The 21,875-nt window shown below is 60.8% G+C and carries 19 protein-coding genes; 6 read left to right on the forward strand and 13 right to left on the reverse strand.

The window, feature by feature from the left end:
* Nucleotides 1-27: 27 nt before the first annotated feature.
* The 5 genes from LCH64_RS25720 to LCH64_RS25740 all read left to right on the forward strand — a co-directional run bounded on the left by LCH64_RS25720 (nucleotide 28) and on the right by LCH64_RS25740 (nucleotide 5,682).
* On the forward strand, nucleotides 28-492 hold the full coding sequence (locus LCH64_RS25720; protein WP_041073291.1) for a (2Fe-2S)-binding protein: 465 nt from the start codon (nucleotides 28-30) through the stop codon (nucleotides 490-492).
* Nucleotides 492-2,705 carry a molybdopterin cofactor-binding domain-containing protein gene (locus tag LCH64_RS25725; protein ID WP_226501683.1) on the forward strand — a complete coding sequence of 738 codons (2,214 nt, stop codon included), beginning with the start codon at nucleotides 492-494 and terminating at the stop codon, nucleotides 2,703-2,705. The genes LCH64_RS25720 and LCH64_RS25725 overlap by 1 nt, the downstream gene beginning before the upstream one ends.
* A gap of 5 nt (nucleotides 2,706-2,710) precedes the next feature.
* Complete coding sequence (locus LCH64_RS25730) at nucleotides 2,711-3,604, forward strand: LysR substrate-binding domain-containing protein (protein ID WP_226501684.1); 894 nt, start codon at nucleotides 2,711-2,713, stop codon at nucleotides 3,602-3,604.
* 189 nt (nucleotides 3,605-3,793) lie between these two features.
* Nucleotides 3,794-5,290 carry a helix-turn-helix transcriptional regulator gene (locus tag LCH64_RS25735; protein WP_226501685.1) on the forward strand — a complete coding sequence of 499 codons (1,497 nt, stop codon included), beginning with the start codon at nucleotides 3,794-3,796 and terminating at the stop codon, nucleotides 5,288-5,290.
* A 134-nt stretch (nucleotides 5,291-5,424) separates the two neighbouring features.
* Entirely contained in the window at nucleotides 5,425-5,682 is a 258-nt protein-coding gene (locus LCH64_RS25740; protein ID WP_226501686.1) for a DUF1652 domain-containing protein, read from the forward strand.
* Nucleotides 5,683-6,832: 1,150 nt separating this feature from the next.
* Here the strand turns inward: LCH64_RS25740 and LCH64_RS25745 are convergent.
* Nucleotides 6,833-7,600 carry an SDR family oxidoreductase gene (locus LCH64_RS25745; RefSeq protein ID WP_007965755.1) on the reverse strand — a complete coding sequence of 256 codons (768 nt, stop codon included), beginning with the start codon at nucleotides 7,598-7,600 and terminating at the stop codon, nucleotides 6,833-6,835.
* 22 nt (nucleotides 7,601-7,622) lie between these two features.
* Entirely contained in the window at nucleotides 7,623-8,690 is a 1,068-nt protein-coding gene (locus LCH64_RS25750; RefSeq protein WP_103484642.1) for a phosphotransferase family protein, read from the reverse strand.
* 190 nt (nucleotides 8,691-8,880) lie between these two features.
* Here LCH64_RS25750 and LCH64_RS25755 point away from each other — a divergent pair, with 190 nt between their 5' ends.
* Nucleotides 8,881-9,276 carry a DUF4280 domain-containing protein gene (locus LCH64_RS25755; RefSeq protein ID WP_003224052.1) on the forward strand — a complete coding sequence of 132 codons (396 nt, stop codon included), beginning with the start codon at nucleotides 8,881-8,883 and terminating at the stop codon, nucleotides 9,274-9,276.
* A gap of 145 nt (nucleotides 9,277-9,421) precedes the next feature.
* Here LCH64_RS25755 and LCH64_RS25760 read toward each other — a convergent pair whose 3' ends face one another.
* The 11 genes from LCH64_RS25760 to tssB all read right to left on the reverse strand — a co-directional run bounded on the left by LCH64_RS25760 (nucleotide 9,422) and on the right by tssB (nucleotide 21,858).
* On the reverse strand, nucleotides 9,422-9,964 hold the full coding sequence (locus LCH64_RS25760; protein ID WP_226501687.1) for a toxin-antitoxin system YwqK family antitoxin: 543 nt from the start codon (nucleotides 9,962-9,964) through the stop codon (nucleotides 9,422-9,424).
* 12 nt (nucleotides 9,965-9,976) lie between these two features.
* On the reverse strand, nucleotides 9,977-11,986 hold the full coding sequence (gene tssI, locus LCH64_RS25765) for a type VI secretion system tip protein VgrG (RefSeq protein ID WP_226501688.1): 2,010 nt from the start codon (nucleotides 11,984-11,986) through the stop codon (nucleotides 9,977-9,979).
* Between the two features lie 66 nt (nucleotides 11,987-12,052).
* Entirely contained in the window at nucleotides 12,053-12,673 is a 621-nt protein-coding gene (locus LCH64_RS25770) for a hypothetical protein (RefSeq protein ID WP_226501689.1), read from the reverse strand.
* A gap of 140 nt (nucleotides 12,674-12,813) precedes the next feature.
* Nucleotides 12,814-13,302, reverse strand: coding sequence for a hypothetical protein (locus tag LCH64_RS25775; RefSeq protein WP_226501690.1), 489 nt, complete (start codon nucleotides 13,300-13,302; stop codon nucleotides 12,814-12,816).
* Between the two features lie 70 nt (nucleotides 13,303-13,372).
* Nucleotides 13,373-15,913 (reverse strand): type VI secretion system ATPase TssH, encoded by a 2,541-nt coding sequence (gene tssH / locus LCH64_RS25780; protein ID WP_226501691.1) that lies wholly within the window; start codon nucleotides 15,911-15,913, stop codon nucleotides 13,373-13,375.
* Nucleotide 15,914: 1 nt separating this feature from the next.
* Entirely contained in the window at nucleotides 15,915-16,940 is a 1,026-nt protein-coding gene (tssG, locus tag LCH64_RS25785) for a type VI secretion system baseplate subunit TssG (protein WP_226501692.1), read from the reverse strand.
* Nucleotides 16,904-18,697: a type VI secretion system baseplate subunit TssF gene (tssF, locus tag LCH64_RS25790; RefSeq protein WP_226501693.1), complete on the reverse strand. Its 1,794-nt coding sequence runs from the start codon at nucleotides 18,695-18,697 to the stop codon at nucleotides 16,904-16,906. The genes tssG and tssF overlap by 37 nt, the downstream gene beginning before the upstream one ends.
* Nucleotides 18,681-19,124 carry a type VI secretion system baseplate subunit TssE gene (gene tssE / locus LCH64_RS25795; RefSeq protein ID WP_045122401.1) on the reverse strand — a complete coding sequence of 148 codons (444 nt, stop codon included), beginning with the start codon at nucleotides 19,122-19,124 and terminating at the stop codon, nucleotides 18,681-18,683. Before tssE ends, tssF begins: the two co-directional genes overlap by 17 nt.
* A gap of 15 nt (nucleotides 19,125-19,139) precedes the next feature.
* Nucleotides 19,140-19,637 (reverse strand): Hcp family type VI secretion system effector, encoded by a 498-nt coding sequence (locus LCH64_RS25800; RefSeq protein ID WP_003224073.1) that lies wholly within the window; start codon nucleotides 19,635-19,637, stop codon nucleotides 19,140-19,142.
* A 164-nt stretch (nucleotides 19,638-19,801) separates the two neighbouring features.
* Nucleotides 19,802-21,286, reverse strand: coding sequence for a type VI secretion system contractile sheath large subunit (gene tssC, locus LCH64_RS25805; RefSeq protein WP_003224074.1), 1,485 nt, complete (start codon nucleotides 21,284-21,286; stop codon nucleotides 19,802-19,804).
* A 29-nt stretch (nucleotides 21,287-21,315) separates the two neighbouring features.
* Nucleotides 21,316-21,858: a type VI secretion system contractile sheath small subunit gene (gene tssB, locus LCH64_RS25810; protein ID WP_103521740.1), complete on the reverse strand. Its 543-nt coding sequence runs from the start codon at nucleotides 21,856-21,858 to the stop codon at nucleotides 21,316-21,318.
* Between the last annotated feature and the right edge of the window lie 17 nt (nucleotides 21,859-21,875).

Genomic DNA, 21,875 nt, shown 5'->3' on the forward strand with positions numbered 1-21,875 from the left:
GACGGGCCGCTCTTTTGGAGCCTGACAATGATCGCATTCACGGTAAACGGCGAACGACGCGAGCTGGATGAAGCGTCCCCCTCCATGCCCTTGTTATGGGTACTGCGTGATCAACTGAAACTCACCGGCACCAAATTCGGCTGCGGCATGGGCCTGTGCGGTGCCTGCACTGTGCACCTGGACGGCGTCGCGGTGCGTTCCTGCCAGTTGCCGCTGGCCGCCGTTGCGGGCCACAGCATCACCACCATCGAAGGTCTGTCACCGAGCGAAAGTCATCCGCTGCAACTGGCCTGGGTCGCCGAAGATGTGCCGCAATGCGGCTACTGTCAATCCGGGCAGATCATGTCTGCCGCTGCGCTGCTCAACACGGGAGCGGCGGTGACCGACGATTCGATCCGCAATGCGATGTCGGGGAATATCTGCCGTTGCGGCACTTATGGGCGGATCAACAAAGCGATCAAACGTGCGGCGAATGCGCCGAAGGAGGCGTGATGAGCCTGCGCGACGAGACCTTGATCGAACCGTCACGCCGGGTGTTTCTCAAGCAGGCAGCGACGGTCGCTTCGGGCCTGGCGATTGCCTTGTACATGCCCTCCGGCAGCGCCGCCAGCGACCCGAAAAAACCGGCGCCGGCCACCGAATTCGAGCCCAACGCCTGGGTGCGGATCTTCCCCGACGGCACCGTGAAACTGGTGGTGCACAAGCACGATTCCGGCACCGGCACGCAAACCGCACTGGCTGCGTGTGTGGCCGAGGAGCTGGATGTGAACCCGATGACCGTGCAGGTGATCACCCCGGAAGATCCGTTCTTCGAGACCTACATTCACCCGATCTGGAAAGTCTTTTCCACCGGCGGCAGCACCAGTGTTTCGCTGGAATACGAGCGCTTGCGCATGGCCGGGGCCACAGCGCGGGCGTTGTTGATCGCCGCTGCGGCGAAGCACTGGACAGTCAGCCCCGACAGCTGCAGCACCGAAGAAGGTCGGGTGGTTCATCTGTCCAGCAAGCGCAGCCTCGGCTACGGCGACCTGGTCGGGGTGGCAGCGCGTCTGCCGGCACCGGCCCACGTCAGCCTAAAGGATCCGGCGCAGTTCAAATATATCGGCAAACTGCGGCACAAGCGCGATGCTGCGGCCAAGGTCTGCGGGCGCTTCAAGTACAGCATCGACGTGCAGTTGCCGGGGATGCTGGTGGCGGTAATTCAGAGGGCGCCGGTGGTCGGGGCGAAAGTCGTCAGCGTGGATTCGGCGGCGGCATTGCAGGTGCCGGGCGTGCGCAAGGTGATTGCAGTCCCCGGGCGCCCGGACGTGCTCGGCGGTAATCTGGAAGGCGTTGCGGTGCTGGCCGACACGTTCTGGGCGGCGCAACAGGGTCGTAAAGTGTTGGAGATCAAGTGGAGTGATTCGCCACTGGCCGGGTTCGACAGCGCGGAACTGGCCAAGGCTCAAGCGGCTGCTATTACCGATCCGACAAGCCAGACCATCACGGCCATGACGCATGGCGATGTCGGCGCGCAATGGCCGCACGCGGCGAAGCTGATCGAAGCCGATTACCGCATGCCGTACAAGGTGCAAAACCCGCTGGAACCGATCTGCATCACCGCGCAAGTGCAGGACAACGCAATCACCTATTGGGGCGGCGTGCAGGTGCCGTCGTCAGCGCTGGAAGCCGCGCAAACCGTGTGTGGCATCGCCAAGGACAAAGTCTCCATCAACGAACTGGTATCCGGCGGCAGTTTCGGTGCGCGGGAAGCCAAATACTGGTTGTTCGAGGTGGCGTATCTGGCGCAGCAAACCGGAGTACCGGTGAAGTTGCTCAACAGTCGTGAAGACGAGATGCACGCACTGTTCAATCACCCGGCCACACTGCACCGGGTCAAAGGCGCGTTGGATGCCCTGGGCAACCTCGCTGCGCTGCAACTGCACGCGGTATCACCCGCCTCGCCGGAGCAGTGGGAGCCGGGCTATTTCGAACGCCCGGATCACATGGATTACAGCACCACCGAAGCGATCACCGCGTGGGACTTCGCCTACCGTCCGCCGCACCTGGAGCTGAACTGGGTCAAGCACGAAAGCCACGTGCCCAGCGGCTGGTATCGCTCGGTGAGCTTCATCCCCAACGTGTTCGCCGTCGAGAGCTTCATGGACGAGTTGGCGCATGCGGCAGGCGCGGATCCGCTGGCGTTCCGTCTGGCCAACATGCAGGAGCGGCCACGGCATGTGGCGGTGCTCAAACAGGCTGCCGAACGCGCCGGATGGGGCCAGGCGTTACCGCCCGGCACTGCGTTGGGCATCGCGACCAATCAGGGTTACACCAGTTTTATCGCGGTGGTGGCGCGGGTCGCGACGGTCGATGGCAAACCGAAAGTCGAGAAGCTGACCTGTGTGGTCGATTGCGGTCTGGCGGTGTCGCCGGGCGGGGTCGAAGAGCAGATCTACGGCGGACTGATGTGGGGCTTGGGCCATGCACTGTTTGACCGGCTCGATATCCAACAGGGCAGGGTGGTGCAGAGCAATTTCCACGACTACCGCGTGACCCGAATGTCGGACATGCCGGCCACCGACATCGTGTTGCTCGATGGCGAGCCCGGAAAACCCGGTGGCGTCGGTGAGTTGGGCAGTCCGTCGGTGGCACCCGCGATTGCCAACGCCTTGTTTGCGCTGACCGGCGTGCGCCAGCGTTCGACACCGCTGAGTCTGGGGTAGGCGCCATGGACCTGCGCCTGCTGCGGTATTTCATGGCCCTGGCCGACGAGCTGCATTTCGGTCGGGCGGCGGAGCGTTTGCACATCTGCCAGCCGCCGCTGAGCCAGCAGATTCGCCTGCTGGAGGAGGAGCTGGGCACACCGTTGTTCGAGCGCAGCCATCACCGGGTCGAGCTGACAGCGGCGGGGCAGATGCTCAAGGAACAGGCGCCGCTGGTGTTCGAACAGCTGGAACGGGCGCTGGACCTGACGCGCCAGACCGGGCGCGGGCAGCTCGGCGAACTGGAAATCGGCATGATCAGCTCGGTGATGGTCGGCGTGCTGCCCAAGGCCTTGCACCTGTTTCGTGAGCGCTATCCGCAGGTGAACTGGCGGCTGCATGAAATGACTCCGGCGGCACAGGTCAAGGCGTTGAAGGAAAAGCGTATCGACGCTTGCGTGTTTCGCGTCGGTTATGACGATCCGTTGCTGCGCAATGAGTTGCTGATCTACGAGCCGATCCATGTGGTGATGCCGGCGGATCATCCGCTGGCCGCTCGCGAGGTGCTGGCCCCGGCGGATCTGGCGCAGGAACCGTTTGTCGCGCTGGAACTGAAGCAGTCGCGGTTCGCCAATTTCCTTTATCAATGCTGCATCCAGGCCGGGTTCACCCCGCAGATCCGCCAGCAGGTGATCGAGGTGCAGACCTTGCTCAGCCTGGTGCGCGCGGGTTTCGGGGTGGCGCTGCTGCCGGCCTCGATCGAGCAGTTGGCCCCGGCGGGGCTGGTGTTTCGCAAGCTGACGCCGGCGCTGCCGGAGGTGCCTTTGTATGCGACTTATCGCGCTGACGATGCTTCGCCGGTGCTCAGGTTGTTTCTCGATACGTTGCGGGAGTTGGTGGAAACCTCCGGCCAACGCTAATCCCCCCCCGTGGGAGCGGGCTTGCTCGCGAAGGCGGAGTGTCAGTTAAAAATCAGTTGAATGACACACCGCCTTCGCGAGCAAGCCCGCTCCCACAGGGGGATTGTGGTGGTGCGGGAATTTATGTTCGGCACGATCACGAACGCCTGCGGTCGTAATCTTCACACGCGCATTCCCTGTGGAGATCCAATGAGCCAGGAAGTCCTGACCCGCGAAACCAATCGTCGCCAGTTGCAGCAGATCATTGCCGGGCTGTCCGACGGGGTGATTCTGTTGGAGCTCGATCAGAGCATCCTCTGGGCCAACGAGGCGGCGCTGGCCATGCACGGTGTCAGCCGGATCGGTGAGCTGGGCACTAATGCCGATGAGTACGCCAAGCGTTTCAGCCTGCGCTATCGCAACAATCATACGGTGCCCCCGGAACACTACCCGATCAGCCGCGCGGCGCGCTGCGAAGCCTTCAACGACGTGCTGATCGAGGTGTCTGCCGTGGACGATCCCGAGCACGTATGGGTGCACAACGTGCGCAGCATGATCCTGACGGACCGCGAAGGGCAGCCGGAGTCGCTGGTGCTGATCATGAGCGACGTCACCGATTGGGCCAACGCCGAGCAGCGCTTTGAAAAAACTTTCAATGCCAACCCGGCGCCGGCGGTGATCTGCCGCCTCAGCGATTTGCGCTACATCAAGGTCAATCCGGGGTTCCTGGAGATGACCGGCTATTCCCGCGACCAGGTGATCGGCACCTCGGCCTATGAAATCGATATTTTCGAGCAGGCCGAGCAAAGGGATCTGGCGATTCAGCGCCTGCGCGATGTGGCGACCATTCCGCAAATGCAGGCGCAACTGCGCCTGCCCGATGGCGGCAGCAAGCAAGTGATCGTTGCCGGGCAGCCGTTGGTGCTCAATGATGAGGATTGCATGCTGTTTTCCTTCGTCGACATGGAGCTGCGCCACAAGGCGGAAGTCGCGCTGCGTCAGAGTGAGGAACGCTTCGCCAAGGCGTTCCGCCTGACCCCGGTGCCGATTCTGATCTGCAGCGCTGACGAGCAGCAGGTGATCGATGTCAATCAGGCCTTCCTCGACACCCTCGCCTATGACAGCGATGAGGTGGTGGGCAAAACCGTGACCCAACTGCATTTCATCGACGACGATGGCGCGCGGGCCCGGCTGCTGACTGCCCTGGCGAAAAGCGGTCGGATCGATCGGGTCGACGTCCGGGTGCGCAAGAAGGATGCAGAGCTGCTGGAGTGCGCGGTGTCCGCCGACACCGTGAATATTCAGGACACGCCGTGCTATCTGCTGGTGCTGATGGACATCACCGAGCGCAAGCGCACGGAATTGGAGTTGGTGGCGGCGATTGAAGAAGTGATGAAAGACGCTTCGTGGTTCAGCCGGACGCTGATCGAAAAACTGGCCAATGTGAAGAAGGTCAACTCGCCGCAACTGCCGAGCGTGTCCTTCACTGACCTGACGGCGCGCGAGCGTGACGTGCTGGGGCTGATCTGCGAAGGGTTGGCCGACAAGGAGATTGCCGCACGCCTGAAATTGGCGCCGAATACCGTGCGCAATCATGTGGCGACCGTGTATTCCAAGCTCGATGTGCACAGCCGCAGCGAGGCGATTGTCTGGGCGCGGGAACGTGGTCTGTTTTCTGGCGAGCGCGGCACGAAGGGGCAGCGGTAGGTGCAAATGCACTAGCCGATGCGGTGCAAATGCAGGTTCTGATGCGGTGGGGCAGTTCTTAGTCTGTTGGGGTGCGATACGAGCCTGTTGGCTTGGGATCGTCTCCCTTCGAAACAGCTAAAGGAACAGGCTCCATGATGAATCTTGCGCAGTTGCGCGCCAGCCTCGAACAGAGTTTTTCGCCATTGGCGTGCGAGTGTTCAGTAGATGGGGATCATTCGCTGACGGTGAAGTTGTATCACCCGGCTTCGGGGCAGGTGGATCTGGTGATCAGCGGGTTGAAGCTCAATGCGTTGCGGACGCCGGAGGCTGTGGCGGCGTTGATTGATGAGTTGCGGTATGAGTTGGAGAGTAATTCTTTGCGGGCGGCTCGGGATCCGGATATGGCTTAGGGGTTGGGTTTGTTTGGGGTGTATATCCGTTGCTGCGGGTGTTGCTGATTAGGGTTCCGCCCTTACGGCGGGTCACTTTTGGCAAACGCCCCAAAAGTAACCAAAAGGTCTGTGCCCTGACGTTCGGCCCTCGCTTAGGCTCGGGTTCCTTCGCTCCGGGATTCATCCGGGGGGCAGCGCCTACGGTTTGCTTCGCTGCACCTCCTCTCGCTGTGTTTGGCTGCGCCAAACGGTCGCTGCGCTCCCACCCCCGGATAAATCCCTCCACTCAGCCTGCCGACGGGCGCTCAGATCAAAATCAAAAGCGGTACTCGAGCTAACGCTCATTGTGTTGAGTGGGGCGGCTTCGCCGCATGGGGGGTACGCTCTCTGAATTGTAGGAGCCAGCCTGACAGCCGACCAATTTCTTGCTGATGCACCCGGCCCAACTGTGGGAGCTGGCCTGCCAGCGAAGGCGGCCTGACAGCCGGCCAATCTCAAACTGAATGCACTCAGTCCAAATGTGGGAGCGGGCTTGCTCGCGAAGGCGGCCTGACAGCTGACCCATTTCAGTCAGGAGTACTCAACCCCAGTGGGAGCTGGCTTGCCAGTGATGGCGGCCTTCCAGTCAAAAAAACTCTTGTTGATGTACCCCTCCCACATAGATTTTCCTCCGCGCAAAATCGACAGCCAATTCCCTTATCCCCCTCCATTTCACTGGCGCTTACAGGGTGGTCGGCTATAAAGAATGAGTGGTCAGGTCTTCCGTCATGCGCGGTATTCGTGCGTGATTGCGGAAGTGGCTCTTCCATTCATCGCGGGTCGTCCTATGAATAATCCTGGGAAACGCGTGTATCTGCCGTTGTCGCTGGCTTTCTCTGTCGCGCTGTTAAGCGGCTGTGCCAGTCCTCCGCCACCTCCACCTGCTGCACCGCCGCCACCGCCGGTGCGTACCTGTCAGACTCTGGAAAACACTCAGGTGTCTGGCGATATGTACGTTGACGAGCAGGTTACTCGCCATATCACCACCACTCGTTGTGTCACGCAGTAGTGCTGTGGGGGGCTTGCCGGTGCACTTTGTCAGGCAATTACCCAACGTCACTGTCTTACAGATAACCCCTGTGGGAGCGAGCAAGCCCGCTCCCACAGGGTTAATCATTTGTCAGAGAGATCAGGACAAGAATCCGCCATCCACATTCAGCGAAACCCCGGTGGTGTAGCTTGATGCGTCGCTCGCCAGGTACAGCACCGCACCAGCCATTTCACTCGGGTCAGCCACGCGCTTGAGCGGGATCTGCGTCAGCGCCTGCTTGAGGATTGCGTCGTTCTTCACCAGCGCCGAAGCGAACTTGGTGTCGGTCAGGCCCGGTAACAGGGCATTGCAGCGGATGCCGAATTGCGCGCATTCCTTGGCGAAGACCTTGGTCATGTTGATCACCGCTGCTTTGGTCACCGAATAGATGCCCTGGAACACGCCCGGTGAAATCCCGTTGATCGAGGCGACGTTGATGATGCTGCCGCCACCGTTTTCGCGCATCAGCTTGCCGGCTTCCACCGACATGAAGAAGTAGCCGCGAATGTTCACATCGACGGTCTTCTGGAATGCGCCCAGATCGGTGTCCAGCACGTTGCAGAACTGCGGGTTGGTGGCAGCGTTGTTGACCAGAATATCGAGGCGGCCGAACTGTTCCTTGATCCCGGCGAACACCTGGCTGATCTGTTCCATTTCACCGATATGGCAAGCCACGGCGGTGGCTTTGCCGCCGGCGGCGATGATGGCGTCGGCGACGTGCTGGCAGCCTTCGAGCTTGCGGCTCGAGACGATCACGTGGGCGCCTTGCTGGGCCAACAGTTTGGCGATGGCTTCACCGATGCCACGGCTGGCGCCGGAGACGAATGCGATTTTGCCGTCGAGGTCGAACAACTGAGTCTTGGACATAAAGGTTCCTTGGTGTGGGCCGTCAGAGGCTCGATTTCGCAATGACCTGCAGGCTCATCTGCTCCAGCAGTTTGTTCATGTGAATGAACTGCGCGAAGCGTTTGTCCTGGGTCTGGCCGTGGTAGAAGCGGTAGTAGATCTGCTGCACGATGCCGGCCAGGCGAAACAGGCCGTAGGTGTAGTAGAAGTCGAAATTGTCGATCTGGATGCCCGAGCGTTCGGCGTAGTAATCGACGAACTCGCGGCGGGTCAGCATGCCCGGGGCGTGGCTCGGCTGGCGGCGCATCAGTTGCACGGGCGCCGGATCATCAGCCTGAATCCAGTAGGCGAGGGTGTTGCCCAGGTCCATCAGCGGATCGCCGAGGGTGGTCAGTTCCCAGTCGAGCACGCCGATGATCTGCATCGGGTTGTTCGGGTCGAGGATCACGTTGTCGAAGCGATAGTCGTTGTGGACGATGCTCGACGTCGGATGGTCGGCCGGCATCTTGTCGTTGAGCCAGGCTTTGACTTTCTCCCAGTGCGGCGCGTCCGGGGTCAGGGCTTTTTCGTAGCGCTCGCTCCAGCCCTTGATCTGGCGGGCGACGTAGCCTTCCGGCTTGCCCAGATCGCCGAGGCCGCAGGCGTTGTAGTCAACTCGATGCAGCTCAACGAAACGGTCGATGAAGCTCTTGCACAGTGCTTCGGTTTTCGCTGCATCGAGGCCCAGTTCCGGCGGCAGGTCGGAGCGCAGGATGATGCCCTTGACCCGCTCCATCACATAGAACTCGGCACCGATCACCGACTCGTCGGTGCAGTGCACGTAGGCTTTCGGGCAGTAAGGGAAACCGTCGCGCAGTTGATTGAGGATGCGGAATTCGCGGCCCATGTCGTGGGCGGATTTGGCCTTGTGCCCGAACGGCGGCCGGCGCAGGACGAATTCCTGCTGTGGGTATTCCAGAAGGTAGGTCAGGTTCGACGCACCGCCAGGAAACTGGCTGATCTGCGGGGTGCCGGTCAGGCCCGGAATGTGCGCCTTGAGGTACGGATCGATCAGGCTGGCATCGAGTTCTTCGCCATCGCGGATCCGGGTGGACTGGTCAGTAAGCGCCATGCTTATCCCTTCTGCTTATTTTGGAGGCCAGACATCATTGGCTAATCTAATGGTGCGCTCGGGTGCTCACAAGCGCGGGTCGGTCTTATAGGTTAGCGTGTTGCACGATAATCACCTTTGGGAATGTGCGCGGCGGGCTGTGGGCGACTAAGGTTTAGCGGGTATGCCGTGTCCAGCAAGGAGCTTTGAAATGGGCTGCCCGCAAGTCTGTGCCAGCGCCACCCTGCAATGCAGTTTCGGCGCCGCGCCGGCGGTGCTTAACGTGCTGCCGGTCAACCGCACGCTGACCGGCGGGATGCCGGCGGCGAACATCATGGATCACATCCCGCTGGTCAATATCATGCCGTTCGGTGTGTGCATGAGCATGGCCAATCCGATGGTGGCGGCCGCGACGGCTGCGGCATTGGGAGTGCTGACGCCGATGCCGTGCATTCCGGCAACGGCCACACCGTGGATTCCCGGCGGCGCACCGACCCTGTTGCTCGGCGGGATGCCGGCGATCGATGCCAACAGCACCCTGATGTGCAACTGGGCGGGGGTGATCAAGATTGCGATGCCGGGGCAGATGCAGATGCTCATTCCTTGAGTTTTGTGCTGGATGTGCCGGCCTCTTCGCGAGCAAGCCCGCTCCCACAGGGTTTTGTGTTGAGAATGGAATTGTGTGAACACCACCGGCCACTGTGGGAGCGGGCTTGCTCGCGAAGAGGCCAGTCCTGGCAAAAAGAAAACCCTCAAGCCTGCTGCGGATCCATCCACCGCTGATACCACCAGCGCACCCGCGAAATCGGCTTGCCATCCGCCCCCAGCGGCCGGCCATCCTCGGCGAACCCGGTTTCCGGCTCCATCAGTTGACCATTCAGATACCGCGCCTCAGCCGCCGGTTTGCCGTTCGGGTGAAAGCGCTGATAACGCCCCTCACGCACGCCATCGCGGTAAAACTCGGCCTCGGCCACCTGCCCATCGGGAAAGTAGTTGAACGCCTCGCCATGCAATAACCCGCGCCGATACGTCGTCTTGCGTTGCAACCAGCCCTCGGCCGAATAGAAATTCGCGACCCCTTGCAGCTTGTCATGCACGAACGGCATCTGCGCCGAGACCTTGCCGTTGGGGTGATAGAGCAATGACATGCCCTGCAGTTCACCCTGGTGGTAATTCAGATCGGCCTGCTTACGTCCGTCATCCTTGAGCTGCAGCGCGCCGTCGAGCTGACCGTCCTGCAAGCGGCCCTTGAGCTGTTTGTCATCCTCCTGCAAATCCAGCGGTGTGATCGCCATGACGGCTCCTTGTCAGTTGACCTGCACCAGACCGCCCTTGATGGTCAGCATGCCGCCACCGTCCACGGTCTGCGAGGCGGCGCCCTTGTTGGTCAAGCTGATCCCGGCGTCGTTGGTCAGCGTGGTTCCGGCCTTGTTGTCCAGCGACGTACCGGCCTGATTGGTCATGGCTGTGCCGGCCTTTTGCGTGATCGAGGTGCTGGCCGAGGTCGCCAGGTCAGCGCCGCTCTTGATGGTGAAACTGCCACCGCTTTGCAGGGTGAGGGTGCCGCTGACCTTGATCGTCAGGTTGCCGTCCACCGTCAGGCTGTAGTCGCCGGTGACCTTGTCGGTGTAGTTGCCGCCGGTGCTGTGGTTTTGATCGGCACCGACTTTCACCGTACGGCTGTCCTTCACATCGAGGCTGTCGCTGCCGGTCTGAATCGTGACGCTGCGTTTGCCTTTTTCCAGCGTCACGGTCTCGTCGCCATCCTTGACCGTGCGGGTGCGGGCGTTTTGTACAGTGAGGGTTTCGTCATGGCCGACGGTGGCGGTGGTGTCGTTGAGCACATTGATCTTCAAGTCTTTCTGCGCCTGCAGAAACACTTCTTCGGCATCCTTCTTGTCCTCGAAGCGCAGCTCGTTGAAACCGCCACCACCCTTGGACGATTGAGTCTTGATCCCCGACTGTGTCTGATTGGCCGGAAGCGCATAGGGCAGGGCGTTGTCGCCGTTGTACACGCAACCGGTGACCAGTGGTCGATCCGGATCACCGTCGATAAAGGTCACGATGACTTCCTGTCCGATACGCGGCACGAACTGCATGCCGAAGCCCTTGCCGCTCCACGGCAACACCACGCGTACCCAGCAGGAACTGGTTTCGTCATTCTTGCCGTCGCGATCCCAGGGGAACTGCAACTTGATCCGGCCGTATTCGTCCGTCCAGATTTCTTCGCCGGACTTGCCGACGACGATGGCAGTCTGCGGATGCATGCGCGGTTTCGGTGTGCTGCGTTGTGGACGAAACGGCGTGGTTTTGGGGATGGCTTCGAAACGGTTGCGATAGCTTTCGTGGCTGGCGTCGTGGGTGACCCTCGTGACGATCCAATCGATGTTCAGGCTCGCGTCTTCGTGGCCGTCGAGAGTGAACCAATGCCCCGGGATCAACCAACGACAATCGCTTTCACCGACGAAGCGTTTCTCCTCACTGCGAAGCCCGTCGACCCGTTGTTTGGTCAGCGCATCACCCCGGGCTTTTGCGTTGTAGCCGCCGGGATGCTCATAGATCGAACGCGGTCCGGCCACGGCTTCGGCCTGGCCGAAGAGCGAAGTGGTCGGCGTGGTGAATTCGTAATCCGTTGCCTTGTAAACGCCCGCCACGGCTTGTAGGCAGACCTGGCCTGAGCGGATGCCATGCAACTCACGCTCACCCATTTGCTGGCCCAGATACTTGACTTTCGGGCCGTTGGGGATCTGTACGAAGGCGTCATTGCTGTCGCCCAGCACCAGCGTGTGCTTGCCCTCGTCGTGGGTGAAAAACCAGAAGATGCCTTCCTCTTCCAGCAGGCGAGAGACGAAGGCGAAATCGGTTTCGCCGTACTGCACGCAGTATTCGCGGGGGGGGTAGCTGCCGGTCAGAGAGAGTTTGAAATCGGTGAAGCCGTGGGCCTTGAAGATCGTGGTGACGATGTCCGAGGTGGTGAGGTTCTGGAATACCCGGTTGTTGCTGGCCAGGGTCAGCCACCAGAGCCACGGACGCAATACGAGTTGATAGCGCTCGGCGGTGGCGTCGGCGGGGAGCTGGCGGATTTCGGCGACCAAGGCATCGAACGGGCGCAGTTGAGCGTCGTTGTGCAGGGTGGTGGTGACGTGGGTGGCGACGGCGCTGGTCAGGGTAAGGACGGTGCCGTCGTTGAGGCCGAGCAACGTCTGCGCACCAAGCATGTTTAGCGCTTCATCGCCGGACAGCGACTCAGGGTAAAGCGCCGACAGCGAAGAGGCGGTTAACGAAAGCGTTGTGTTGCTGTCGGTGGCGCGGGGCATTGGAAGATCTCTGAGAACTTGCGAGTTGGATACAAATTCGCATCAGAATTATTGTCACGCACGCGATCAACCGATGCCGATTAGTACCCATTGGTTGAAGTGCTGATAGAACCCCAATAGATGTTGTTCTATTGCCACTGACCAAGGTGCTGTCCTTGCCACGGTAAACTGACCGAAGTTTGGGTCCATGAAGGTTTTTACCGTGCCGGGCGTCGAGTACCAAAATGCAACGGTATGCCCACTCTGCAGTTGCAGTCCTCCTCCGTGTACATTGGTAGTGCGATAACCGGTAAAGATATATCCGCGTTGTCCACCTCCCTCCATGAGGGACAGCAGGTAGTCCATTGTTTCCGCTGTTCCCCAGTAGACCTCCATTGAGGGCAGGCCCAATTGATGGAAGAACATGTCATGCCATCCCAAAGCGTTGGTTTGGAGTGCCTGTTGAGAATTAATGGTTGCATTGCCACCGAATTGGGCCGTGTGATCGCTCAATATCGTTTCAAATGCAATTGCCATCGTTTCGTAGTATTGCCAATTCGTAAATATTGGATCCGGGGCCCCAGGTACGCCTGCCAACTGTCGGCAGCGCTGAATCCAGAAACAACTGATTGCCATGCAGATGCCGGTGGTGTTTCCCGTTGTCAGTTCAGCTGCGTTTCTCATTGGAATCTGAAAATTGATGGGCATGATCGAACTCCTGGTGATGTCGATATAACGGCGAAAACGTGTGGTCAAAAAACTTAAGCATTCTTTCTTCTATGCCGGAGACGTGGGCTTTCGCAGAAAAATCCTCTGAATCATGAATACAAATTCATGACCGGTTTAGCTCAGTCGGTTACCGATGGCTTGATTACGTATGAAAAGTCCGCCGAACATATTTTTTCGAGTGCGGCGAAAATTTCGGGTCCGTGACGACTGCCGCAGACCACATAAACCAGGGTCTTCGCATCGTTTGCAAAGGCATCTTCGATCATCGCTGCCATGCGTTCACTTCGCTTTAAAGGCGTTGCTTCAAGATCGATTTTCTCTTTCTTGCAGTCAACGTTCGTACTGGTGCCGGCTTCGTATTTCTCATCCAGCAAGCGTTCGAAGATAACGCGAGTCGCGTTGTCTCTCAGCAAGGGGGGCGTTGCGACCAGCGAAGTATTGATGGCGATATCAATGTCACTGGTATGGCTTTCGCCCAGAAAAATAACAGTACGGGCTCTTAAGTGTTTTTCGAGCTTCAGAAGCTGGCTCCTGATGTAAGTCAGCGCTTTGTCTTTTTTTGATTTGACGTTCGCGAGGTTGAGATCCGTTCTGTGTCCGCTTGGCATCACATCATCCTTTTATGGACGTCACGTTTTTCAAAGGTCTTGATTGCTTGTTCCGTGTGAGTCGAAGTGATCACTCCAACACCCACTCCGCCAACTTCCCCGTCACCTGCGTCATCAACACATTCTCGACATCCCGCGCACCCGCCGCGCTGCACTTGGCGAGCACCGCTTTCACAATTCCCGAATCAAACTCGAACTGTTTGCCCGTCGCCGCCTTGTAGCGGCCACGCAGTTTTTCCAGCTTCGCCAGCACAATACCTTCCAGCGTCGCCTCATCCAGCGGCCGATACGCAACCACCGTCATGCGCGCCAGAAACGCCGGGCGGAAGGCTTGCAAAAGGACTTTGTGCAGCGCTTCGTTGAAAGCTTCAGAGCCGATCTGTGACGCGGGAGTGTCGAGCAACAGTTCAGCGCCGACATTGCTGGTGGCGAGCATCACGGTGTTTTTGAAGTCCACCACCAAACCGGTGCCGTCCTCCATCAAGCCTTTGTCGAACACGTTGTAAAACGCTTCCAGCACATCCGGATGCGCCTTCTCGATTTCATCCAACAACACCACCGAATACGGTTTGCGCCGCACGGCTTCGGTGAGCACGCCGCCGCTGCCGTAACCGACGTAGCCAGGCGGTGCGCCCTTGAGCTGGCTGACGGTGTGGGCTTCCTGGTATTCCGAGAGATTGATGCTGATCAGATTGCGTTCACCGCCATACAGTGCGTCGGCCAACGCATACGCGGTTTCGGTTTTGCCCACGCCGGTGGGGCCGACCAACAGGAACACACCCACCGGTTTTTGCGGATCGGTCAGCCCGGCGCGATAAGCCTGCAAGCGTTGGGCGATGGTGTTAAGCGCGGTGCTTTGCCCCATCACCCGTTGACCCATGCGCTGGCCGAGGGTGCGTACGGCATGGGCTTCGTCGGCGAGCATTTTGCCGACGGGGATGCCGGTCCATCCGGCTATGACGGCAGCGACGGTTTTCGCGTCGACCTGTTCGGGCACCAGCGGATCGTCCTGGCGGATCGCATCCAGTCCCGCCTCAAGGCGCAGCAGCTCGGCGGCCAGATGATCGATGCGACTGTCGGTGGCTTCATCCGGTTTGTCGCTGTCGGCGCGCTCACTCAAGTCGAGCAGTTCGCGGCGGGTGTCGAGCAGTTCGCGCACCGCTACGCGTTCTTCGCTCCAGCGGGTTTCCAGTTCGCGAATGGCTTGCACGTTGCCGCCAGATTCGCTTTCCAGCAGGGTGATGCGCTCACGGTGATCCAGCCCCGTGGCTTGCTCACGCCGCAAACGTTCGACTTCGTCCTTGAGGCTGTTCTGCCGGTGGCGCAGGCTTTCCAGCGGCGGTGGCACGTCGTGCTGGCCGAGGGCGACCCGGGCGCAGGCGGTGTCGAGGACGCTGATGGCTTTGTCCGGCAGTTGGCGGCCGGAGATGTAGCGGTGCGAGAGTTTCACTGCTTCATGGATCGCCGCGTCGAGCACCTGCACGCCGTGGTGCTGTTCGAGTTTGGCGGCGACGCCACGGAGCATTTCCACGGCGGTAATTTCGTCTGGCTCCTCAACCTGCACCAGTTGAAAGCGGCGGGCGAGGGCGGGGTCTTTTTCGAAATATTTTTTATATTCCATCCACGTGGTGGCGGCGAGGGTGCGCAACTCGCCGCGAGCCAGTGCCGGTTTCAAAAGATTGGCCGCATCGCTGCCGCCCTCGGCACCGCCGGCACCGATCAGGGTGTGGGCTTCGTCGATGAACAGGATGATCGGTTTGTCGGCACTGCGCACCGCGTCGATCACGCCTTTCAAACGCTGTTCGAATTCGCCTTTGACCCCGGCCCCGGCCTGCAACAGCCCGAGGTCGAGCACGCGCAAACTGACTTCCTGCAATGACGGCGGTACGTCGCCGGCAGCGATGCGCAGAGCCAGACCTTCGACCACGGCGGTTTTGCCCACGCCCGGCGCACCGACCAGAATCGGGTTGTTCTGCCGGCGCCGCAGCAGAATGTCGATGCACTGACGGATCTCGCCGTCTCGGCCAACGATCGGGTCGATGCGTCCGGCATGTGCATCGGCGGTCAGATCCTGGGTGTATTGATCGAGCACCGAGTCCTGCCGTGGCGCGGCACTTCCCGTTGAAGTGGTTCGCGGACCGACATGCTCACGAGAGTGCTCCGTCCACTCTAATAGATTGGCCCGCAGCGCTTCCTTGGGAATCCGCAGCAACGATGAGGCACTGTTGAGCAACAGACTGCGGCGCTCGTCACGATCAATCAACGCCAGCAACAACAGCCCGGATCGAATACTGTCGAGGCCCAGCACACTGGCCTGCACCACCGCGTCTTCCAGCAACCCCAAAGTGTGCGACGACAACGCCGGCGTACGCGTGCTACCCGCCTTGAACAGATCCAGCGCCTTATTGATTTCCGCGGTCAGCGCATCCCGTTCCAGGCCGAAACGTGGCAGCAGAAACGCAAAATCGCCGCCCTCGATGTCGAGCAGTTCCAGCAACAGATGCTCGATCTCGACAAAGTGATGCCCTCGCTGCAAGCACCGTTGCGCGGCACGTTCGAGGGCGCGGCGGTTGTCCGGGTTGAGGCGTCCGATCAGGCTGGCGAGTTCCATGTCAGGTGATCTCCAGCTGACGAAGACGGGTTTCGATGCGCTGCACGGCAAGGCTGGCCTGACGCTGTAAACCTCCGTTCCAGCTGAGCAGGGCTGGCGCCTGGCGCCCGAGCTTCAGCGGCCCGGCACCGCGCACCAGCAGCACCAGCGTCACGTCCAGATCCGGGCCAAAGTACAACGCCGTAAGGCTGGCCAATGCCGGGTGCGCTTCGCCGTCCGGCAGAAATCGGCTCGCCTGCGTTGAGGCCAGCGGCCCGAGGGTCAGGCGAATACCGGCGTGTTCATCCCAGACTCGGGTGCCTGCTACCGCCGTACGCCCCAATTGCAGATTGCGCCCACCTGGCTTGATGACGCTGCGGCTGGCAGGCGGAATTTCGCGCCAGGCGCCTTCATAGGCACTGAGTTCCACCGGCATGGCGAACTGCTCGCGGACAATCGCTGCGAACCCGGCCAGCGAGCGCCGGCCATCGGCGAATAACGCGGTGCAGGCCAGCACTGCACAATCGGGTACCGCCTGACGCTCCTGCAAGGCCTTGGGCAACAGACCGGTAAGGGCGCGCAATTGCGCTTGTACCGGCGAGGCGCCCGGTGTGACAAAGCCAAGCGCGATGCGGTGCTTGCGCATCACCTTGTAGAGCAGGCTGAGCAGCCGATGCTGGAACAGATCGAGGAATTCGGCCGGGGCGTGATCCTTGGCCCGCGCCCGTTGTTGCAGCCACTCCTGATAGGCATAGGGCAGCGGGCCGTCGGGGCCGCCGAGGCCGAACATCGGGGTGTCGAGGATTAACGGCTGGCCCGGTTCCTCGCGCAGGTTTTCGATCTGGCTGGTGGGAAACAGCGGTGTCAGCGGTCCGCGCAATTTCAACGCTTCGGCCTGGGGCGAGGTGCCGCTGCCCAGGGATTCGGCTTGCGGTTGTTCGCGCTCCAGCAGCAACAACGCCTGCAACAATTCGAACGCCTGCGGATCGCGGCGCAGTCGTTGGCTCAGGGTCAGAGCGACAGGGGCATGCCGGCTTGGGGTTGCCATGCCTTGATCTCCTTGTCGGACTGCATCAACACCGTGCGCACAAAGCGATTGGCCGTGGCGTACACCGAAAAGAACTGCGCCAGCACGGCAGAAAACAACACCGCGCTGCTACCGACGAAGTGCTGCGGATCGAGCTGCAACTGCACCTCCAGCCCATTGCGCCAGCCGCGCCAGGCATCGACGCCGACATGGCCGATCACCCGTTCGCAACGCAGGCTCAGCAGGCCCTCGATCTGGCGCAGCGCACTGGCTTCATCGCGCAGGTTGTGCAGGTGCAGAATTTCTTTCAAGGCGTCGAGTGCCTGCGGGCCTTCGACCAGCGACAAGTGATTGAGGGTCAGTTGCGACACCAGTCGCCAGCGTGAATCACCGTCCAGACGCGGCAGGCTTTGCGGGCTCGGCGGGTTGCGCAGGCGTGCCCAGGCGATTGGCCCGGGACGTTCGAAACCCAGCGGTGTGCCGGCGGGCAGGCTCTGCGCCAGATGCCGGTTGGTACACAGCAGTTCGGCGGTGAGGCTGTAATCCGGCAGTTCGCTCAACGGGTCGAAACGGGTGTCGACCACACTCACCAAAAGGTCGCTGCCGAGCCGGTTCGGGGTCATGCTGCTGACCCGTCGCGCATGCCAGTAGCGTTGCTGATCGCCACCGCTATGCTGGCTGCCGTAATACGCTGGCAGCCGTTGCACGCCGTTGCCGGAGCTGGCGCGCATGCTGCGAATGCTGTGGATCTCGACGCTGTTCTCGCGGTGACTGTCGGCAATCAAACGGTACTCGCTGCGGGTGCCGTCCGGGCGCAGTGGCTCGGAGGTCCGCGGGAACAGGTTGATCGCCGGAGCGCAGCCCAGGGCGATATCACTGGCCTGCAAATGCAGACGGCTGGCCGGGGCGCGGTCGAAAACGATGTACAGGTACAGCGTCTGGCTGTCGCTGCCGACGCCGCTCAACGGCAGATCGAAGAACTGAAATTTGTCCGGGAAAGCAAAGTACTCCGCCAGCAGGCGCATGCCCGGGTGCACGCCGTCCTCGTCAGGCAGCAGGACTTCCTCATCGCTGAAACCGACGATCGTCGGCAAACCGTTCACCGGGGTCGGAATACTTCCTGGCGAACCGGCCAGCACCTGTACCGCGTGAGCACCGAGCAGGTCATACAGACAGGCATTGATCACCGGCGAAGCGGTGAGATGAATGCGCAGTTGGCCGATGCCCAGTTCCGTCCATTGACTCTCGCCCAGGCAACGCAAGCTCAGGCGCAATGCCGAACGCGCCTGCACGACACCGGTCAGCGCCTGGGCTTCATCGCCGCCGAGCAATAACGCTTCGCTGACCTCTATCGGCCACAAATGCACGGCGGCCGAGGTGCGAAAGTGGATGCTCTCACCCTTGCTGGTGGTGACGAACAATGGGGTGTCACGGGGCAGGGGGTAGCCCTCGTCGAGGTTGCCCTTGCTCGGGTCCGGCTCGAACTGCACGATGGCGCAGGAGGGCAATGGCCGCACGGCCAATGGATAAAGCTGTTCAAGCAAGGCATCACTGAACTCTGCATAGTCGTCGTCGAGTCTGCGTTGCAGACGTGCGGCGAGCAGGGCAAAGCCTTCGAGCAAGCGTTCGACATGCGGGTCGGGACACTCGCCCGGTGACAGCTCAAGGCGCCGCGCGACTTTCGGATAACGCTCGGCAAACTGGCTGCCGGCATGGCGCAGCCAGGTCAGCTCGCGCTGGTAGTAGTCGAGCAGTTGCGGGTCAATCGAGTCGCTCATGGCGCACCTCCAACCCTTGGCTGCCAGGTTCGATGACAAACGCCACCGGCCAATATTGCAGACCGCTGCGCAGCTCGCCGAGCAGACGGATGCTTAAACGTTGCGGCTGGTCGGGCAGGGGATTGACCTGGACCTCGCCCAGTTTCAGGCGCGGCTCGAAATGGTTGATGGCTTCGCGGATCTCCCGCGCCAGTCGACGACGGTCATCGCTGCGCTGTTGTTGCAGGGCGCTCCAATCCGCAATGCCGTAGTCGATAACGCTCGGTGGCTGGGTGAGGGCGCGCGGGCCACGACGGGTGTTGAACAGGCGCGCCAACTCGGCATGCACCGAGTCGAGCAAACCCTGGCGATCGAACGCCTGCACGCTGTCGGCCTCGCCGGATGCGAGGCGTTCGAACAGCGGCGGGAGCATGCCGGTGCCTGCCATGACCAAGGCGCCGGGTTAGCTGACGAGCTTGTTGGCGGCCATGTCCCACGTCGACGCGGCAGTGCCTTCCTTGGTGCCATCGTCTTTCTGTGCGGTGAGTTCCCATTTGATTTTGGTGAAGTTCAGCGACAGGGTTTCTACCGGTTTGCCCCCGGTACCGCCGCTGACACTGACGTTGGAAATCACTACGTTGGTCAGGGTGTAGATGATGAACGGCAGCAGTTGCCCGCTGCCTTCGGCGGCGTTGCGGCCGATGGTGATCTTGGCTTCCGGAATCGGTTTGCCGGCACAGCAGTATTCGTTGAGAGACGGCGTCGAGGTATCGACGAATTTGGTCAGGGTGAACTCACCGACGTGGGGTTTGCCCGAGGTTCGCTCGGAGTTGCTGACGTCGTTGGTCACTTGCATGGCCACGTTGTGGCTGTAGGACATGACTTCGATTTTGTCCGTGTAACCTTCGAGCAGGCTGTCACCTTTGATGTCGCCGCCAAGGTCGAGAATGATTGCATCCATCGCTTGAAACTCCTGAAGAAATTCACAAATAGACTGAGCTCAGAACCTGTGGCGAGGGAGCTTGCTCCCGCTGGCTTGCGTAGCAGGCCTCGCTTCTCAAAAAGAGCGGGCCGCTTCGCAGCCCAGCGGGAACAAGCTCCCTCGCCACAGAGGTTTCATCAACTTCAAGCCGCTACCGGTGGCGGCAGGGTCGCCACCAGACGGATCGATGCAGTCAACTCCTCCAGCTGGAAGTGCGGCCGCAGGAACACCGTCGCCCGGTAGGCGCCCGGCTTGCCGGCCACTTCGGTAACGTCCACCCGCGCTTCACGCAACGGGTACTGCGCCTTGATTTCCTGCGGCGCGTTGTCGTTGATCAGCACGTAGTCGGCGATCCAGTTGTTGAGGTAGGTCTGCACGTTGTCGCGGGTCATGAAGCTGCCGACCTTGTCGCGCATGATGACCTTCAGGTAGTGAGCGAAACGCGAGGCCGCCAGCACGTACGGCAACATCGCCGAGATCCGCGCGTTGGCGTTGGCCTCGTTGGTGTTGTAGACCTTGGATTTGTTGGTGGTCTGACCGCCGAAGAACACGGCGACATCGCTGTTCTTCTTGTGGCACAGCGCGATGAAACCGAGGTCGTTGAGTTCTTTTTCGCGGCGGTCGGTGATTGCAACTTCGGTCGGGCACTTCAGTGACAGGTCGCCGGAACTGGTGCGGAAAGTGTGCGCCGGCAGGCCCTCGACCGCGCCGCCGCCTTCAGCACCACGGATCGCCGCGCACCAGCCGTACTTGGCAAAGGCTTCGGTGATGCGTTGCGACAGCGCCCACGCCGCGTTACCCCACAGGTATTTGCTGTGGTCGGTACCGTTGACGTCTTCAACGTAGGTGATGCCTTCCACGGGGGAGGTGTCCGGGCCGTAAGGCAGGCGCAGCAGGAAGTGCGGCAGCACCAGCGACACGTAGCGCGAGTCTTCACTTTCGCGGAACGAGCGCCACTTGATCAACTCCTGGCTCTCGAAGACTTTCGACAGGTCACGTGGCACCGCCAGTTCGGTGAAGCTGTTCATGTCGAACAGGCGAGGGCTGGCAGCGGCAATGAACGGTGCGTGCGCGGCAGCGGCGACGTTCGACAGTTTTTCCAGCAGGCCGATGTCCTGCGGATGGCGACCGAAGGTGTAGTCGCCCACCAGCAGGCTGAACGGATGGCCACCGAAGGTGCCGTATTCCTCTTCATAGATCTTTTTGAACAGCGCGCTCTGGTCGAATTCGACGGCTTTTTCCAGGTCGTTCTGCAGTTCTTTCTGTGTGACGTTGAGCAGGCGCAATTTCAGCCGGGTGCTGGTTTCCGTGTTCTGCACCAGCATGTGCAGGCCGCGCCACGAGGCTTCGAGTTTCTGAAAGTCGGTGTGGTGCAGCACCTCGTTGAGCTGGGCACTGATCAGTTGGTCGATCTGGCTGATGCGGTCATTGATCATCGCCACAGTGTCCTTGTCGATGGCCATGCCTTCGTCAAGCACCTGGGTGGCGAACTCCGCGAGCATGTCGCGGGCGTAATCCTGCTGACTGTCATCGTGAGCCATGCGGCCCTCGGCGATGATCCGGTCGAGCAGGGATAAGGTTTCGGCTGCAGCATTCTCGCTGGCTTGATTCTGGGCGGCGGCGGGCATGACGGATGCTCCCTCGGTTAAATGGATGATCAGGCTTGCGGTTCGGCCGGGGCCTCGGCGTCAGCGGCCGGGGTAGCGGTGTCTGGGCGGGCCGATTTGATCTCTTGCAAGCCTTCGGTGTTGGCGATGACGTCGCGCAACAGCTTGTCCAGATCATCATTGCCATCAAGTTTGGTCAGCAGGTCGCGCAGACGCTGGCGAGCCTCGAACAGGCGGCGCAGGGGAGTGATTTGTTCCACCACCTTGACCGGATCGAAGTCGTCGATGTGTTTGAAGTTCAGCTCGATATTGAGCTTGCTGTCGTCGCCGGTGATGGTGTTGTTGACCTGCAGGGTGGCGCGGGGACCGATCGAGGCCAGCACTTCGTTGAAGTTGTCGCGGTCGATTTCGGTAAAACGCCGTTCAGTCAGTTTTGCCAATGGTTTAAGTGGCTTGCCGGAGAGGTCAGCCAGAATTCCGACCACCAGAGGCAATTCCTTTTTTTCGATGGCGTTGCCGATTTCGACGTCGTAGGTGATTTGCACTCGGGGCGGGCGGACCCGGTCGAGCTTGTGCTGAGTACTTTCTGCCATGGTGGCTGACTCCGATG

The organism is Pseudomonas sp. MWU16-30322, assembly GCF_020515535.1.
GTDB classification, from domain to species: Bacteria; Pseudomonadota; Gammaproteobacteria; order Pseudomonadales; family Pseudomonadaceae; genus Aquipseudomonas; species Aquipseudomonas fluorescens_H.